This window comes from Frigoribacterium sp. CF331 (assembly GCF_057787905.1).
In genome coordinates, this window is record NZ_CM173545.1 from 697727 (window position 1) to 714157 (window position 16431).

General features: G+C 71.3%; 16 protein-coding genes. 4 read left to right on the forward strand and 12 right to left on the reverse strand.

All coding sequences use genetic code 11. The features are described 5' to 3' along the window. Nucleotides 1-84: 84 nt before the first annotated feature. From AC3CCI_RS03205 to AC3CCI_RS03225, 5 genes are all read right to left on the reverse strand, one after another. Nucleotides 85-873: a prepilin peptidase gene (locus AC3CCI_RS03205; protein ID WP_488628081.1), complete on the reverse strand. Its 789-nt coding sequence runs from the start codon at nt 871-873 to the stop codon at nt 85-87. Further along, complete coding sequence (locus AC3CCI_RS03210; RefSeq protein WP_488628082.1) at nt 870-1973, reverse strand: hypothetical protein; 1104 nt, start codon at nt 1971-1973, stop codon at nt 870-872. Before AC3CCI_RS03210 ends, AC3CCI_RS03205 begins: the two co-directional genes overlap by 4 nt. A gap of 1221 nt (nt 1974-3194) precedes the next feature. Next, a complete protein-coding gene (gene phoH2 / locus AC3CCI_RS03215; protein WP_488628653.1) occupies nt 3195-4538 on the reverse strand; it encodes an RNA 5'-3' helicase PhoH2 in 1344 nt (447 codons plus the stop codon). 313 nt (nt 4539-4851) lie between these two features. Further along, nucleotides 4852-5979, reverse strand: coding sequence for an aminotransferase class V-fold PLP-dependent enzyme (locus tag AC3CCI_RS03220; RefSeq protein ID WP_488628083.1), 1128 nt, complete (start codon nt 5977-5979; stop codon nt 4852-4854). A 278-nt stretch (nt 5980-6257) separates the two neighbouring features. Beyond that, nucleotides 6258-7046 carry an isoprenyl transferase gene (locus AC3CCI_RS03225; protein ID WP_354593599.1) on the reverse strand — a complete coding sequence of 263 codons (789 nt, stop codon included), beginning with the start codon at nt 7044-7046 and terminating at the stop codon, nt 6258-6260. An 85-nt stretch (nt 7047-7131) separates the two neighbouring features. Between AC3CCI_RS03225 and trhA the strand changes: the two genes are divergently transcribed. Continuing rightward, nucleotides 7132-7872, forward strand: coding sequence for a PAQR family membrane homeostasis protein TrhA (trhA, locus tag AC3CCI_RS03230; protein ID WP_354593600.1), 741 nt, complete (start codon nt 7132-7134; stop codon nt 7870-7872). Between the two features lie 58 nt (nt 7873-7930). Here trhA and AC3CCI_RS03235 read toward each other — a convergent pair whose 3' ends face one another. Together AC3CCI_RS03235 and mca are read right to left on the reverse strand one after the other, a co-directional pair. Further along, nucleotides 7931-8305, reverse strand: a complete 375-nt coding sequence (locus AC3CCI_RS03235) for a hypothetical protein (RefSeq protein ID WP_488628084.1) — start codon at nt 8303-8305, stop codon at nt 7931-7933. Beyond that, a complete protein-coding gene (gene mca, locus AC3CCI_RS03240; RefSeq protein WP_488628085.1) occupies nt 8302-9192 on the reverse strand; it encodes a mycothiol conjugate amidase Mca in 891 nt (296 codons plus the stop codon). Before mca ends, AC3CCI_RS03235 begins: the two co-directional genes overlap by 4 nt. Before the next feature lie 69 nt (nt 9193-9261). On the opposite strand from mca, the gene AC3CCI_RS03245 reads away from it, so the two are divergent. Both AC3CCI_RS03245 and greA read left to right on the forward strand, forming a co-directional pair. Continuing rightward, a complete protein-coding gene (locus AC3CCI_RS03245; protein WP_488628086.1) occupies nt 9262-9684 on the forward strand; it encodes a DUF4307 domain-containing protein in 423 nt (140 codons plus the stop codon). Between the two features lie 142 nt (nt 9685-9826). Further along, complete coding sequence (gene greA / locus AC3CCI_RS03250) at nt 9827-10318, forward strand: transcription elongation factor GreA (protein WP_354593604.1); 492 nt, start codon at nt 9827-9829, stop codon at nt 10316-10318. A gap of 321 nt (nt 10319-10639) precedes the next feature. Here the strand turns inward: greA and AC3CCI_RS03255 are convergent, their stop codons facing one another. Genes AC3CCI_RS03255 through AC3CCI_RS03265 form a run of 3 tightly spaced genes read right to left on the reverse strand, consistent with a single transcriptional unit; the run spans nt 10640 to nt 13338 of the window. Further along, nucleotides 10640-10876 (reverse strand): hypothetical protein, encoded by a 237-nt coding sequence (locus AC3CCI_RS03255; protein ID WP_488628087.1) that lies wholly within the window; start codon nt 10874-10876, stop codon nt 10640-10642. Nucleotides 10877-10925: 49 nt separating this feature from the next. Further along, nucleotides 10926-12164, reverse strand: a complete 1239-nt coding sequence (gene ilvA / locus AC3CCI_RS03260; protein ID WP_354593606.1) for a threonine ammonia-lyase — start codon at nt 12162-12164, stop codon at nt 10926-10928. Continuing rightward, entirely contained in the window at nt 12157-13338 is a 1182-nt protein-coding gene (locus AC3CCI_RS03265; RefSeq protein ID WP_354593607.1) for an AI-2E family transporter, read from the reverse strand. The genes ilvA and AC3CCI_RS03265 overlap by 8 nt, the downstream gene beginning before the upstream one ends. A gap of 131 nt (nt 13339-13469) precedes the next feature. Here AC3CCI_RS03265 and AC3CCI_RS03270 point away from each other — a divergent pair, with 131 nt between their 5' ends. Then, entirely contained in the window at nt 13470-14708 is a 1239-nt protein-coding gene (locus AC3CCI_RS03270) for a winged helix-turn-helix domain-containing protein (RefSeq protein WP_488628088.1), read from the forward strand. Here the strand turns inward: AC3CCI_RS03270 and AC3CCI_RS03275 are convergent. Beyond that, nucleotides 14705-15610: a M48 family metalloprotease gene (locus AC3CCI_RS03275; protein WP_488628089.1), complete on the reverse strand. Its 906-nt coding sequence runs from the start codon at nt 15608-15610 to the stop codon at nt 14705-14707. The two genes, AC3CCI_RS03270 and AC3CCI_RS03275, sit on opposite strands and share 4 nt — an antisense overlap. A gap of 28 nt (nt 15611-15638) precedes the next feature. After that, nucleotides 15639-16220 carry a LemA family protein gene (locus tag AC3CCI_RS03280; protein ID WP_354593610.1) on the reverse strand — a complete coding sequence of 194 codons (582 nt, stop codon included), beginning with the start codon at nt 16218-16220 and terminating at the stop codon, nt 15639-15641. Between the last annotated feature and the right edge of the window lie 211 nt (nt 16221-16431).

A 16431-nucleotide genomic window follows, 5' to 3' on the forward strand; every position in this document is an offset into this window, starting at 1 on the left:
CGCCGCCATCTCGACGTCAGATCGTCGATGCCGCCGTGCCCCACCTCGACGTCGTCCCTGTGCCGTGTCGTCACGTGCCCGGCGTCAGAACGTCGACGAGACGTCGACCAGGGCGGCCAGCACCGGACGACCGACGACGATGGCCCAGAACGCCCCGAGCAGGCAGGGCCCGAACGGCACATCGGCGACGAGACGGGCCGGACGGGCTCGTCGCCTGGTGTGCCGCGAGCTGGCGTCCGCCCTCCGCATCGCGGCCAGCGCGAGGGCTGACGCACCGGCAAGGCCCCACAGGCTGAGCAATGCCATGCTGCCCCAGGGGGAGACGAGGCCGCTCAGAAGGGCGCCGAGCTTGACGTCGCCCATCCCCACCCCACCGGCGAGCGCGACCACGAGCCCCGCCACGGCCGTGGCGATCACGCACCCGAAGCTCGTCGTCGCGGCGACGACACCGCCCTGGACGACGAACACGACGAGCGACGCGACCCACGCCACCGCGACGACGCCCACGAGGACGTTCGGAAGACGTCGTCGCTCGACGTCGATCCGGACCAGGGCCGGCGTCACGGTGGCGACACCGAGGCACCCCACGAGTGTCGCCACCGCCGGATGCGGAACCAGGGCGACGTCGACGTGGACCGGGGTGACGCCACCCGGGGTCGCCGTCGACGCGGCGACGGCCGACGCCGTCAGCACCGCGATCGTCAGGGCGTCGCGAGCCTGCTCCCGCTCCGTCACGGGGCTGACTCGTCGAGGCGCCTCGCGTGCGTCCCGGACCGTCCTGTGGGCGGGTGGCTGCATCCCCGCCCCGGGCACCTCGTCCGCCGCCGCACCTGTGCCGAACGCCTCGTCCGCCGGCTCGCTCGAGACGGTCACGGGGCCTCGGGCGTCCGTACCGCCCACTCGCCCGACTCACGGCCCCCGCCCACCGACGACGCACCTCCGACGGCCGTCGACACGGCTCGGGTGGACGTCGACCCGGCGGGTCTGGCCAGGTGCCACGGACGTCGTCCTCGTGCACGCCGGACGCCGGGGTGCTCCACCCGCCCGCGGAACACCAGCGCGCGCCTCCGGGGGCATCTCGCCTCGTCGAGTACAGCCCGGACGGCGGCGACGAGGAGCGGTCGGTGATCGCGCACCATCTCGTAGCTCGCGCGGAGGGCCGTTCGCCCCCGGACGGTGATGGCGAGGTCCTTCAGCCGGTCGGCGTCGAACGTGTCACCGTGCCAGCTGCGACCGTCCAGTTCGAGTGCGACGACGCCGTCGACGACGAGGTCGATGCGACGGCGGTCCCCCGGGCCGACCCGCACCTGGCTGTCGACGTGATGCCCCAGGCGGACGAACATCGTCCGGACGATGCTCTCGATGAAGCTCTCACAGCGAGGGTCCGCCCAGTCGACGACGCCCCGGACGTCAGAAGGCGCCCGAGCGAAGGCGGCGTGCAGACCGGGCAGCGAGAACTGCCCCGTCGCGAGGGCCCAGTCCAAGAGGGCAACCGCCTCTTCGAAGGACGCCGCCGTGACGGCGTCGACCAGCGCGGTCTGCAGCGGCACGGCCCAGGTCGACCTCCGGGCATCCTCCGCAGCGCGCTCGTCGCCGTCATCGGGGTGCGGGGCCTGCCCGGATGACGGACGCGGTGGCACGAGCCCGTCGGCACGCCAGACGACGGTCGCCCCTCGCCGAGGCCTCAGCCGCGACGCCGTCGGGGCCACGACGACGGTGACGGGCGGCACCGCCCACAGCCAGGCCCCCAGCAGCGCCAGGAGCGCCGCACCGGTCAATCTCCCGCCGATGCGCACGGCCTCGTATCGAGCGTCCCCCGGGGGGAAGGTCGAGTACCAACCTCGCCGAGGACGGTGCACGTGACCGGACCGCACGGCGGCGGTCAGCATCCGGTCGGTGGCCCCGAGGGCGACCAGGTCGCGCTTGTGGAGGACTCCGCCTGCCTGTCCGACGTGGGTGGCGATCTGCTGCATGGCGACACGATGCCCCGACCCGCGCCTCCCCCGGGGCCCCCGTCATCGCATCGTGGAGAACCGCGATTCACCGCGGCCTGAGGACGAGTCGTGACGCCTGCGGCTCATGGCGGGAACACAGGTCCCCGAACGCCACCCACGGCCCGTCCCCGTCGCATAGGGGGAAATCCGTCGTCACCCCGGCGCCCTGTCGTCCGCGGTGCCGGGGCAGCCGAATCTGTGGACACATCCGGGGTTCGACCGAGTCCGGAGGCTCGCCGAGCACGGATGACGTCGATCCCCTGACGTGCCGACGGAGCGCACGTCGGGGCTCTCGAGAGTCGTGCCGTCGACTCTCGGTCGGCGGATCGGCGGTGGCCTGTGCCGGTGCCGTGCGCTGGGCGCCCGGTGAGCCGACCCTGGAACGCCACCCGAGGCGCGAGCTCGCCCCGGCGCCGAGAACTCCCGACATCAGCAGTCCGCAGGACGGCTGGACGCTACGAGCACGCCGATGTCCGGAGTCGCCGACAACCCAGGGGTCGGCGACGTGGGTCCGGGCATCGCGCGAGCAGACGGACATCTCTGCGCGGACCAGTGCGAGAACTCAGGAAATCGGCATTTCGCTGGGGCGATGAACTCGACAAGCACGCCGATCTCCGGAGTTGCCGACAACTCGGGGGACGGCGACGCCGGTCAGGGCACCGCGCGAGCAGACGGATGCTTGCGCGAGGGCCAGAACCGAGAACTCAGGAAATCAGCAGTCCGGAGGGCCTATGAACGCGACGAGCACGCCGATCTCCGGAGTTGCCGACAGTCGAGGTGCAGCGACGCGGGTCGAGGGGCGCATGCGTCCGGGCTGCAGGCCCCGCCAGGGGCCGCGGACGCACACGGAGGCCGGCGTCACGCACCGGAGGGACGGACGCCGGACGCACGGGTCACTCAACGCGCCCGCCTCCCGTCGGCCGGAGGCACGGCTCACGCAACGCGCGCGCCTCCCGTTGGCCGGAGGCGCGCCTCACTCAACGCGCGCCTCACGCCAGCAGGTGGCGCGGCTCACGTGACCCGCGCGCCTCCCGTCGGCCGGAGGCGCGGCTCACGCGACGCGCGCGCCTCCCGCCAGCAGGTGGCGCGGCTCGCTCAACGCGCGCGCCTCCCGTCGGCCGGAGGCGCGGCTCACGTGACCCGCGCGCCTCGGGACGCCGGAGGCGCGGGTCGGGTGACCCGCGCCTCAGACCGGGCCGGTCAAGCCAGTTCGTTCGACTCGAGCATCTCGGTGACCAGTGCCGCGATGGCCGACCGCTCGGAGCGGGTCAACGTGACGTGACCGAAGAGCGGGTGGCCCTTCAGCGTCTCGATGACGGAGGCGACCCCGTCGTGGCGTCCGACGCGGAGGTTGTCGCGCTGGGCCACGTCGTGGGTCAGCACCACGCGGGAGTTCTGGCCGATGCGGCTGAGCACGGTCAGCAGGACGTTGCGCTCGAGCGACTGGGCCTCGTCGACGATGACGAAGGCGTCGTGCAGCGATCGACCGCGGATGTGCGTCAACGGCAGCACCTCGAGGATGCCCCGCTCGACGACCTCGTCGAGGACGTTCTGGGACACGATCGCCCCCAGGGTGTCGAAGACGGCCTGCGCCCAGGGGTTCATCTTCTCGCCGGCGTCACCCGGCAGGAACCCGAGGTCTTGACCGCCGACGGCGTAGAGCGGACGGAACACCATGATCTTCTTGTGCTGCTGCTTCTCGAGCACCGCCTCGAGCCCCGCGCAGAGTGCCAGGGCCGACTTGCCGGTGCCCGCGCTGCCGCCGAGCGACACGATGCCGACCTCGTGGTCGAGCAGCAGGTCGATGGCCAGGCGTTGCTCGGCCGAGCGGCCGTGCAGGCCAAACACGTCGCGGTCGCCGCGGACGAGACGTGCCTCGCCCCGCGCGACGACGCGGGCGAGTGCCGAGCCGCGCTCGGAGTGCACGACGACGCCCGTGTTCACGGGCACGTCGCCGAGGGCCCGGCTCGACAGCCTCTCGGACTCGTAGAACGAGGCCATCTGCTCGCTCGAGACGTCGATCGAGGTCTGACCGGTGTACCCGCTGTCGACGGCCTGCTCGGCCCGGTACTCTTCGGCGGCCAGGCCGATCGAGGCGGCCTTGACCCGCAGGGGCAGGTCTTTCGAGACCACGGTGACCGCGAGGCCGTCGGCCGCGAGGTTCGACGCGACCGCGAGGATGCGCGAGTCGGCGTCGTTGAGCTGGAGGCCGGAGGGCAGCACGGACATGTTCGAGTGGTTCAGCTCGACGCGCAGCGAGCCCCCGTCGCCGACGGCCACGGGGAAGTCGAGTCGGTCGTGCTTCACCCTGAGATCGTCGAGCAGACGGAGGGCCTGGCGGGCGAAGTACCCGAGCTCGGGGTCGTGACGTTTGCCCTCGAGCTCGCTGACGACCACGACGGGCAGCACGACGTCGTGTTCGGCGAACCGGAAGAGCGCCTGCGGGTCGGACAACAGCACCGAGGTGTCGAGCACGTAGGTGCGCTGGGTGACCGCCTGCTCACCCCCCGTGGCTGTCGCGGTGTTGCGTGCGGTTGAGGTGATGTTCGACGCGGTCACGACCACTCCGTCCTCGGGCGGCTGGGCACCCGGGTACCTTCGGCAGAGACGGCCGCGGAGCAGTTGCGAGGCGAACTTTCGTGGCCGGCTCGATCGGGCGCCTTGCCCGATGTGACGAACCTACGACGCCCCTCCGACATCCGCACCACCGGCGCGGCCGTGTCGTGTGACGATCAGGTGAACGACCCTCAGGTGGTCGTCGAAGGTCGAGCCGGCACCGGGCACCGGGCACCGCACCGCACCGCCGCACCGGACCGCCAAGGCGGCACCGCCACGGCGGCACCGCCACGGCGGGCCGTCAGTAGAAGACGCTCGTCCCGAACGAGGTGAACGCCCCTCGCAGCATCTCGAACGACTCGTCTCCGGTCGAGACGTGGACGCTCAGCCGCACGGTCGTGTCGCGCACGGTCGCGGTGACGCCGTGGTTGATGAGGGCGGCCGTCAAGGTCGTCATCTGGTCGAGCGCGGGTTCGAGCACGACGATCCCGGCGCGTTCGGACACGTCACGGGGTGAGACGACCGGCACCGCGAACTCGTCGGCGAGGTCGATGACGCGGGTCGCCCGCTCGGCGACCGCTCGTGAGACGGCGGCGACGCCGACCTCGGCGAGGTCCTCGAGTGCGGTGGCGAAGCGGGCCTGGGCGATGGGGTCGGGGTTGGTCACCTGGAAGGCGGCGGCGCCGGGCCGCGTCGGCTGACGGTCGTGGTACCACCCACCGAGGACGAGGTCGCTGCCTGCGACGCCGCTGAAGACGGGCGTCAGGGCCGACAGGGCCCGGTCGCTCAGCGCCAGGAACCCCGTGCCCCACCCCGCGCGGACCCACTTCTGGCCGCCCGAGGCGACGACGTCGGCCACGGCGTAGGGCGCGTCAACCACGCCGAACCCCTGGATCGCGTCCACGATCAGCAGTCGGTCGCCGATGACCTGGCGGATGCCCTCGAGGTCGACGAGGTAGCCCGTCCGGTAGTCGACGAGGCTGACGGCCACGGCCGTGACCGAGTCGGTCAGGTGCCGCTGCACCACGGCGGGCGTGACGACGTCGTGGTCGAGGTCCATCCACACGGGCTCGAGCACGCGGAGGGCCTCCGCCGAGCGGGTCGCGGCGACCGGCATGCTCGGATAGTCGCGGGGCGACATCAGCACCTGTCCGGTCAGGCCGAAGAACGCGTGCGTCAGCCCCTCGCTCGTGTTGGGCTGGAAGACCACGTGGTCGGGTGCGAACCCGACGAGCGACGAGATCGCGCGGCTCACCCGCCCCGACTGCTCGGTGAGGGCGATCTCGGAGCCGAACCGCGCCCTGGCCTGGACCTCGACCAGCGAGCGCTGCTCGTCGGCGACGGCGGTCGAGATCGGGCCCCACTTCGCGAAGTCGAAGTATCCGGGTTCGTCGGAGTACCCCGAGGCGAGGTCGTCGATGGTCTTCACGGTGTTCTCCTAGGCGGCGGTGACTGCACCCACCGTAGTGCCGTCCGCGGGTCGGCGACCCGCGCCTCCCGGTCTCGGGCGGTCGGTGGCTCCGGAGGACGGCACGCCTCGACCCCGTCAGGAGGCGCGGGTGCGGCCGGACTCCGGAGTCGCCGACCCAGCACGGTCACCCCGCGGGACGAGTCGGCACGACGGACGTGTCGGGCACGACGCGCTCGGGCGAGCGACCACCCGGGCCGCCCGGGCCGCGGGGATCGCCCGCGTCGCCCGCGTCGACGTCAGCTGCCGTAGCGGCGGTGCCGCAGCGCGAAGTCGCGCACCGCGCGGAGGAAGTCAACCTCGCGGAGGTCGGGGTAGAAGGCCTCGACGAAGTAGAACTCGCTGTGGGCGCTCTGCCACAGCATGAAGTCGCTCAACCGCTGTTCGCCCGACGTGCGGATGACCAGGTCGGGGTCGGGCTGGCCGCCGGTGTAGAGGTGGTCGGCGATGAGTTCGGGGGTGAGCACGTCGGCCAGCGCGTCGAGGGTGCCCCCGGCGGCGTCGTGGGCCCGCACGATGCTGCGCATGGCGTCGGCGATCTCGCGGCGTCCGCCGTAGCCGACCGCGAGGTTGACGTGCAGCCCGCCCTTGTCGGCCGTCCGGGCCTGCGCCTCGCGCAACGCCGAGCAGAGCGCCGGGGGCAGGTCGTCGGTCGCGCCGACGTGCTGCACGCGCCAGTCCCGCTGGTGCGAGAGCTCGTCGGCGACGTCGCCGATGATGCCGAAGAGCTCGGTCAGCTCGTCGGACTGCCGGTTGCCCAGGTTGTCGGCCGAGAGCAGGTAGAGCGTCACGACCTTGATGCCGAGGTCGTCGCACCAGGTGAGGAACTCGCTGATCTTCGCCGCGCCGGCCCGGTGCCCGTGCGCCGCCGTCTCGAGCATGCGCTGCTTGGCCCAGCGGCGGTTGCCGTCGACGATCATCGCGACGTGGTGCGGCAGCTCTTGACCGTCGAGGCTGCGGCGGATGCGGTTCTGGTACAGGCCGTACAGGACTCCCCTGGCGAGGGGGGAGGGACGGCGCTTTTTCACAGGGCTACGGTAGCCCACGGTCGGCCCTCCACCGAGCCCTCGATTCTCAGCCAGCCCCCTCGGCCGCTCCCCTAGGCTCGGCCCCATGAGCAGCCCCGCCGACGGCGATCGCACGACCCTCGGGGCCGACGAGCCCGAGATCCCGAACCTCCCGCTGCTCGACGACGCCCTCGCCTACGCCTCGATCGAGCGCAAGCCGACGTGGCGCGGCTGGATCCACGCGGCCACGTTCCCGGTGGCGATCGCGACGGGCGTGGTCCTCGTCGTGCTCGCCCAGGGCACGGCGGCGACCTGGGCCTGTGCCGTGTTCATGGCGACGTCGCTGCTGCTCTTCGGCATCTCGGCGACCTACCACCGCTTCCCGTGGAGCCCGGACGCCAAGCGCTTCCTCAAGAGGCTCGACCACGCCAACATCTTCCTGCTGATCGCCGGCACCTACACGCCGATCGCGGTCATCGCGTTGCCGCCCTCGAAGGGCGTGACCCTGCTCGTGCTGGTCTGGACGGGCGCCGTGCTGGGCATCCTCTTCCGGGTGTTCTTCCTCAACGCGCCGCGGTGGCTGTACGTGCCGCTGTACGTCCTGCTGGGCGTGGGCGCGCTGGGCTTCGTCGTCGACCTGCTGCAGGCGAACGTCGCGATGATGGTGCTCGTGCTCGTCGGCGGTGCGCTGTACATCGCCGGGGCCGTGTTCTACGGCATCAAGAAGCCGAACCCCGTCCCCGGGCACTTCGGGTTCCACGAGTTGTTCCACACGATGACCGTGCTCGCGTACCTCTGCCACTGGACGGGCATCCTGCTCGTGGCCCTCGACCCGCCGACCTTCTAGGCCGAGGCCACCCGAGCCCAGGAGGCGCGGGTCGCCACCCCGGCACCGGTCACCCCGGTCACGAGTCGCGCTCGCGCCTCCTGCGGTCGGCGTCGTCGTCGAGGTCGCCGTCGACGCGACGGGCGCGACGGTCGGCGTCGCCGGGCAGTTCTTCGTCGTCGAGTGCCGCGGCGGCGAGGGCCGCCTCGTCACGCTCGGCCTGGATGCGCTCGCGCACCTCTCCGCGGTACCGGGTGCGGCGGACGCGACGGGTCATGTCGACGACGATCAGCACGGTGGCGACGGCCACGAAGGCGATGGCCACGAAGCCCCACACGCCCGGCGTGACGGCGTCGTCGGGGATGGTCGACGGCGGCAGGGTCGGGTCGGGCGTCTGGGGCTGGGCCAGCAGGCGCGTCGTGACCGTCAGGACCGAGTCGGTCAGGGCGCTCATCGCTGCACGCCCACGAGACCGGTCTCGGGGTCGACGACCCCGGCGAACAGGTCGTCCTCGGGCAGGTCGGACTCGACCGTCGACTCGACCAGCTGGAAGTCCTCGGTGGGCCAGGCGGCGACCTGCAACTCGTGCGGCCAGAAGAAGAACGCGCTGTCGAGCGGCACCTGGCTGGCGTGGGCCCGCAGGGCCGCGTCACGCACGGGGAAGAAGTCGGACACCGGCACCCGGGTCGTGGCGAGGTCGGGACGGTCGCTGAACCGGGCCAGCATCTCGGTCAGGGACTCGATCAACGGCGACTCGGGGTCGCTCTCGCGCAGGTGCGTGATCATGGCGCCGATGCGACCGGCGCTGAACATGCGGTCGTAGTAGACCTTCTCGATCTGCCAGGCGTCACCCGTGGCCGGGTAGCGCGCGGGGTCGGAGGCGTCGCGGTAGGCGGCCATCGAGATCTCGTGGGTGCGGATGTGGTCGGGGTGCGGGTACCCGCCGTTCTCGTCGTACGTCACCAGCACCTGGGGCTTGAAGCGACGGATGATCGCGACGAGCGGCTCGGCGCTGATCTCGAGCGGGATGGTCGCGAACGAGTTGACCGCGACCGACTCACCCTCGGCGGGCAGTCCGGAGTCGGCGTACCCGAGCCAGAGGTGGTCGATGCCCATGGCCGCCTTCGCCGCCGCCATCTCGTGCACCCGGAGGCCGGCGATGTCGCGTTCGGCGTGGTGGCGGGCCTCGAGCTGCTCGTTGAGGATCGACCCCTGCTCGCCACCCGTGCAGCTGACGACGAGCACGTCGACGCCGAGGCTGCGGTAGTAGGCGTAGGTCGCCGAGCCCTTGCTGGACTCGTCGTCGGGGTGGGCGTGGACCGCCAGCAGGCGCAGGGTCAATTCTTCCTCGCAATGTGTGCCGGGCAGACGTTGCTACCCTGAGGACAGCTTAATCGGACGGAGATCCGCGTGACGTCCACGCCCCGTGTCACCCCACCCGCTGCGCGCCTCGACGCCCGGTACGGGCGTTCCCCGCGCGGGCGGCGTCGGCGCCTGGTGGTCGGCCTCTCGGTCGCCGTGGCCTTCGCGGTGGTGTTCGCGGCCTGGGTCGTCTTCGCCGCGTTCGACGGCACCTCGTCGCAGCTCGAGTCGGCGGACGTCGGCTACCAGGTGACCTCCGACCGCGCCGTCGAGGTGCAGTACACCGTGACCGCCGACACGGGTCGGGCCGTCGACTGCGCCGTCGAGGCCCAGAACAGCGGCTTCGCCGTCGTCGGGTGGAAGATCGTCCACCTGCCCGCCTCCGAGCGGCGGTCGGTGACCTACACGACCTCGCTCGCCACGTCCGAGCGGGCGGTCACGGGCTTGATCTACCGGTGCTGGCTTCCCTAGACTGCTCGGAATCGCACGACGAGACCGGCCACTCGGCCGGTCTCCTTTTTTCGGTGGGCGACCTCGCCCCGGCTCCCGGCACCGCGCCTCCTCGGCTCGACCCGCCCGTCCGGGTACGACCGCCGCACGAAACGGAGACACCATGAGCACTGACAACGAGACCACCTGGCTCACCACCGACGCCCGCGACCGTCTTCGAGCCGAGCTCGACACCCTCAGTGGCGAGGGTCGTCGAGAGATCGCGTCGCGCATCGAGGCCGCACGCGAAGAGGGCGACCTGAAGGAGAACGGCGGCTACCACGCCGCCAAGGACGAGCAGGGCAAGATGGAGGCCCGCATCCGCACGCTGACCAACCTGCTGAAGCACGCGACCGTCGGCGACTCCACGGCCGCCGACGGCATCGTCGGGCCCGGCACCGTGGTCACGGCGACCATCGCCGGCGACGAGAGCACGTTCCTGCTCGGCAACCGCGAGATCATCGCCGCCGGCAGCGACCTCTCGGTCTACAGCGAGACCAGCCCGCTCGGGCAGGCCATCAACGGGCTGAAGGTCGGCACCACGACCAGCTACACCGCCCCGAACGGCAAGGACATCTCGGTCACGGTCACCAAGGTCGAGACCTACCAGCCGTAGGTCGCACGTCGGAGGCCCCTGCTCGACTCGAGCAGGGGCCTCCGTCGTACCGCGGGCCGTACCCGGCGACGGGCCGCCGACCTCGTTCCACGCCGCGTGGTGACGAGTGGCCCTGGCACGCTCGCGCCGGGCCCGCCCGGCAAGTCAGGAAAACGACGCTGCGGCCGGCCTCACGACGCCCGGAGCACGTCGTTCACCTGAGTTGCCGACGTAGCCGACGTCGGCGCAACACCGGTGGGGTCCGGCCTGGTGAGGCGCCGTCCCCGGCACGCTCGCGCCGGGCCCGCCCGGCAACTCAGGAGAACGACGCTGCGGCCGGCCTCACGACATCCGGAGCACGTCGTTCGCCTGAGTTGCCGACGTAGCCGACGTAGCCGACGTCGGCATGCATCGCAGGGGGCGCCAGCAGCCGGAGGCGCGGGCAGCGTCAGGAGGCGCGGACTCGGCCACGAGGCGCAGCAGCGTCACGAGGCGCAGCAGCGTCGCGAGGCGCAGCAGCGTCACGAGGCGCAGCAGCGTCACGAGGCGCAGCAGCGTCACGAGGCGCAGCAGCGTCACGAGGCACGGGCAGCGTCAGGAGACGCGGGCGGGGTCACGCAGACGCGACTCAGAAATCGACGTTGGGTTCGTACCCGGCGTCGCGCAGTCGTTGCAACACCTCGTCGACGTGGTCGGGACCGCGGGTCTCGACGCTGAGCTCGAGTTCGACCTCGCTGATCTGCAGCCCCCGGCCGTGGCGGGTGTGCAGCACCTCGACCACGTTGGCGTTGGCGTCGGACAGCACCTCGCTCACCCGGGTCAGCTGACCCGGACGGTCGGGCATGCCGATGCGCAGCTTGACGTACCGGGCGGCGGCGGCGAGGCCTCGGCCGATGACGCGCTCCATCATCAACGGGTCGATGTTGCCGCCGCTCAGGATCACCACGGTGGTGCCGAGGTCTCGCACCTGTTCGGTGAGGATGGCGGCGATGCCCACCGCTCCGGCCGCCTCGACGACGAGCTTCGCGCGCTCGAGCAGCACGAGCATCGCCCGCGCGGTGTCGTCGTCGCTGACCGTCACGATCTCGTCGACCGTCTCGCGGATGATCTCGAAGTTCAGCACGCCGGGCCTCGCGACGGCGATGCCGTCGGCGATCGTCGGCTGCGCGTCGATGTCGGTGCGGACGCCGAGCTTCATCGAGACGGCGTACGGGGCCGCGTTGGCCGCCTGCACGCCGATGATGCGGACGTCACGGCCGGTGAGCGCGGCACTCTGTTTCAGGGCGCTGGCCACGCCGGCCGCGAGCCCGCCTCCGCCGACGGGAACGATGACCGTGTCGACGTCGGGGACCTGCTCGAGGATCTCGAGACCCAGCGTGCCCTGGCCGGCGACGACGTCGGCGTGGTCGAACGGCGGGATGAACACCGCGCCGGTGGTGTCGGCGAACTCTTGCGCCGCCCGGAGGGACTGTTCGACCGCGTGGCCGTGCAGCACGACGTCGGCACCGTAGTGCCGGGTCGCCTGCAGCTTGGGGAGGGCGACGCCGACGGGCATGAAGATCGTCGCCTTGATGCCGAGTTCGCGGGCGGCGAGGGCGACTCCCTGGGCGTGGTTGCCCGCCGAGGCGGCCACGACCCCGCGGGCCTTCTCGTCGTCGGACAACTGCGTCAGGCGGTTGTAGGCGCCACGGATCTTGTACGACCCGGTTCGTTGCAGGTTCTCGCACTTGAGGTGGACTCGTGAGCCGAGCACGTCGGCGAGGTACTGCGAGGTCTCCATCGGGGTGACGCGCACGACCTGCGAGACGCGTTCACGCGCCTCCTCGATCTCGGTGAGGGTGGGTCCTGCCAGGGTGCGGTCAGACATCGGTGAGGCCTCCGGCTCGGGTGACGTCGTCCTCGACGGGCCGGGGCGTCTCGCGCCAGCTGCCCCTCGCGACGTAGGTGATCATGACGTTCAGCACGGCCACGAACGGCACCGCAAAGAGGGCTCCGGGGATGCCGGCGACCAGGGTGCCGGCCGCGACGGCGAAGACGACGGCCAGCGGGTGCACCTTGACGGCGCTGCCCATGACGAACGGCTGCAACAGGTGACCTTCGATCTGCTGCACGACGACGACCACGGCCAGCATGCCCAGGGCGACGACCCAGCCGTTGTAGACGAGCGCGATGACGACCGCGACCGCACCCGTCGCCACGGCACCGACGACGGGGACGAACGAACCCAGGAACACCGCGATCGCGATCGGGACGACGAGCGGCAGGCCGAGGAAGAAGGCGCCGAGCCCGATGCCGACGGCGTCGACGAACGCGACGAAGACCTGGACCTTAACGAAGTTCGTCAGGGTGAGCCACCCGGCACGCCCGGCACCGTCGACGGCGGGACGCGACGCGCGGGGGAACAGCCGCACCACCCAGCGCCAGATCTCGGCCCCCCCGACCAGCACGAAGATGGTCGCGAACAGGGCGAGCACGAGCCCGGCGCCGACGTGACCCGCGGTGGACCCCACCGACAGGGCGCCCCTCACCAGGGGCTGACTGTCTTGCTGGACGGCGGCCACCGCGTCGGACAGGTAGCCGTTGATCTGCCCTTCCGTCAGGTGCAACGGCGAGGTGAGCAGGAAGTCCTCGAACTCGCCGTACGAGGCGACCGACCGGTCTCGCAACGACGGCCACCCGTCGACGATCTGGAGCACCACGAGCACGACCAGGCCGGAGACGACGACGAGGAACCCGACCAGGACGGTCACGATCGCGAGCCCCTTGGGCCACCGGTGGCGCTGCAGCCAGGCGGACAGCGGCACGAGCAGGGCCGAGACGAGCAGCGCGACCAGGAACGGGATGACGATGACGCGCAACTGGGTGACCAGCCAGACGAGCACGCCGACCACGGCCACGATCAGCAGGATGCGCCACGACCAGGCACCGGCGACGACCATGCCCCGGGGCACCGACGGGTCGGCGACGGGGCCGGGCGGGCGCCCGCCCGCCGCGTCGCCCCGCGTCTCGTCGCCGCTCGAAGGGCGGTTCCGCCAGATCATCGCGTCAGTTTATGGCCCTCGGAGCCGCCCCACCTACCCGTCCACATGCCGCTGAGGGCATGCAGCCCCCGGGGACGAGACGACGACCAGGAGGCGCGGCCCCGTCGGTGGCCGTCGGTACAGTCGTCCGCGTGCCCCGTCAGCAGCTCTCCCCCGCCCAGGCCCGTCGTGTCGCCCTCGCGGCGCAGGGGTTCGGTCGCCCCGTCGACGCCGGGGTGCGCCCGGGCACCCGCCAGCTGAACTCCCTCGTCGATCGACTGGGGTTGCTGCAGATCGACTCGGTGAACGTGTTCGAACGCAGCCACTACCTGCCGGCCCTGGCGCGTCTCGGTTCGTACGACCGAGCGACCCTCGACCGCCTGACCTTCGCTCCCCGCGGCCGGTACGTCGAGTACTGGGCGCACGAGGCGGCGATCGTGCCGGTCGCGACCTGGCCCTTGTTCCGCTTCAGGATGCGCGACCACGACGCGAAGTGGCGGGGTGACGCCTCGTCGTGGTTGTCGACGAGTCCCCGCATGGAGCGCTGGCTGCTCGACGAGATCCGCGACAAGGGCCCCCTTCCGGCCAGCCTCGTCGAGGCAGACGCCGCGGTTTTCCCCCGGCCCGACCGCACCGGCCCGTGGTGGGGCTGGGGCGACGTGAAGCGCGGCCTCGAGTCGCTGTTCCGCACGGGTGCCCTGGTGAGCGCGGGGCGGCGACGGTTCGAGCGGGTCTACGCCCTGCCCGAGCAGGTGCTCCCCGACGAGGTGTTGGCCGTCGACGTCGACCGCCACGAATCCCACCGGCGACTCGTGGCCCACGCCGCCCGCGCCTCCGGGGTCGCCACGACGTCCGATCTCGCCGACTACTTCCGTCTCAAGACGGCCGACGTCGTGCCCGCGCTCCGCGAGCTGCACGACGAGGGCGTGGTCGAGCCCGTCGTCGTCCCCGGCTGGGGCTCGACGGCGTGGCTGCACCGTGACGCGCGCGTGCCCCGGCGGCTCGAGTCCGACGCCGTGCTGTCGCCGTTCGACCCGGTCGTGTGGCACCGACCACGAGCCGAGAGGCTCTTCGGGTTCCACTACCGCATCGAGATCTACACGCCCCGCGAGAGACGCGTCCACGGCTATTACGTGCTGCCCGTCCTCCAGGGTGACCAGCTCGTCGGGCGCGTCGACCTCAAGAGCGACCGGCAGGCGGGCGTCCTCCGGGTCCGGTCCGCCTGGCGTGAGCGCGACCTCGCGATCGACGTCGACCTGCTCGCGACCACCCTCCGCCGTGCCGCAGCGTGGCAGGGGCTCACCTCGATCGAGGTCGAGGAGCGCGGCGACCTGGCCGACGCCCTCCGACCGGCCGCCTCCGGTCCCGTCGAGGGCGACGATTCCGACTAGAACGTCCCGGCGTTCCGTCGCAGCCGTTCGATGCGGTCGTTCAGCGGCGGGTGGGTGCTGAAGAGGCGGTCCATCACGCCGGGTCTCATCGGGTCGCTGATCCAGAGGTGCGACATCGACGTGTTCTGCTGGCGCATGGGCCGACCGGCCGCCCCGAGCTTCTCGAGGGCTCGCGCGAGACCCTCGGGGTACCGCGTCGTGAGGGCGCCGGTGGCGTCGGCCAGGTACTCGCGCTGGCGTGAGACGGCGGCTTGGACGCCTGCCGCCGCGAGGGGGGCGATGATCACGGCCACGAGGCCGAGCACGAGGAACACCGGGTTGCCCCCTCCGCCACCGCCGGCGTTCGAGTTGCGGTTGCCGCCGGTCAGGGAGGTGAAGAACGACATGCGCAGCAGCACGTCGGCGAGAAACCCGACGGCGACCACGAGGCCGAAGACCATGGTCGAGACGCGGATGTCGTAGTTCTTGACGTGACCGAGCTCGTGGGCCATCACACCCTGCAGCTCGGCGTCGTCCATGATCTCGAGCAAGCCCGTCGTGGCCGCCACGACGGCGTGTTCGGGGTCGCGCCCCGTGGCGAACGCGTTGGGGGCGGGATCGACCACCACGTACACCTTCGGCATCGGCATGCCCATGGTGATGCTGAGGTTCTCGACCGTCCGGTACAGGCGCGGGGCGGTCGTGCCGTCCACCTGCTGGGCGTTGCTCATCGACAGGGCCTGGCCGCTCGCGGCGAAGTACTGGACGAGCGCGTACACGGCCGCGCCCCCGAGGACGAGGAACCCGATCGATCCGTTGTTCCAGATCGCGCTCGCGGCGAAGCCGAGGGCCCCCACGATCACGAGGAAGATCAGGACGATGAGGACGGTGTTGCGTTTGTTGCGTGAGATCGCTGAGTACATGGTCTCGACGAGATCCTGCGAGGACCGGTCAGAACTGGACGCGGGGCGGTTCGGCGATGGCCGAGGGTTCGGAGACCTCGAAGAAGTCGCGCTCGGTGAACCCGAGCCTCTTGGCGAAGAGCGAGTTGGGGAAGACCCTGTTCTTCGTGTTGAACTCTCGCACCCCGCCGTTGTAGAAGCGGCGGGCGGCCTGGATCTTGTCCTCGGTGTCGACGAGCTCGGACTGCAACTGCAAGAAGTTCTGGCTCGCCTGCAGCTGCGGGTACGCCTCGGCGACGGCGAAGATGCTCTTCAGCGCCGTCTGCATGTGCCCCTCGGCAGCCGACGCCTCGGCGGGGGTGCCGGCACCGATCGTCTCGGCGCGGGCCGCGGTCACGTTCTGGAACACCGACGACTCGTGAGACGCGTAGCCCTTGACGGCCTCGATGATGTTGGGGATGAGGTCGGCGCGGCGTTTGAGCTGGACCGTGATGTCGCTCCAGGCCTCGTCGACGCGCACCTTGAGCGTCACCAACGAGTTGTAGGTGGCCCAGAGGTAGATGCCGATGATGACCGCGAGCAGGACGATGATGCCTGCTGCTACCAGGATGCCGATCGTGGCCGGTTGCATGACGTGTCACTCCTAGGGTGTGGACCGGTGGCGACGAGGCGCCCGATGGTCGCCCGCCACCTGGTTCGGGTGGTCGGGGGTCCGAGGGACACTATAAATGGGCCGCATGGGGGGTCCCTGTCGTCCGGGACTTCTCCGAGCGAACTCACGACGAGGCCGCGTCACGACACCTCCTCCCCGCGACCGATTGACTTGTACCCCGTGACCGTGC

Excerpts from the sequence above, each read along its gene's own strand:
- AC3CCI_RS03210 (WP_488628082.1), bottom strand. The coding sequence starts at position 1,973 with ATGCAGCAGATCGCCACCCACGTCGGACAGGCAGGCGGAGTCCTCCAC.
- trhA (WP_354593600.1), top strand. The coding sequence starts at position 7,132 with ATGAGCAGCCCCGCCGACGGCGATCGCACGACCCTCGGGGCCGACGAG.
- AC3CCI_RS03235 (WP_488628084.1), bottom strand. The coding sequence starts at position 8,305 with ATGAGCGCCCTGACCGACTCGGTCCTGACGGTCACGACGCGCCTGCTG.
- greA (WP_354593604.1), top strand. The coding sequence starts at position 9,827 with ATGAGCACTGACAACGAGACCACCTGGCTCACCACCGACGCCCGCGAC.
- ilvA (WP_354593606.1), bottom strand. The coding sequence starts at position 12,164 with ATGTCTGACCGCACCCTGGCAGGACCCACCCTCACCGAGATCGAGGAG.
- AC3CCI_RS03265 (WP_354593607.1), bottom strand. The coding sequence starts at position 13,338 with ATGATCTGGCGGAACCGCCCTTCGAGCGGCGACGAGACGCGGGGCGAC.
- AC3CCI_RS03275 (WP_488628089.1), bottom strand. The coding sequence starts at position 15,610 with ATGTACTCAGCGATCTCACGCAACAAACGCAACACCGTCCTCATCGTC.
- AC3CCI_RS03280 (WP_354593610.1), bottom strand. The coding sequence starts at position 16,220 with ATGCAACCGGCCACGATCGGCATCCTGGTAGCAGCAGGCATCATCGTC.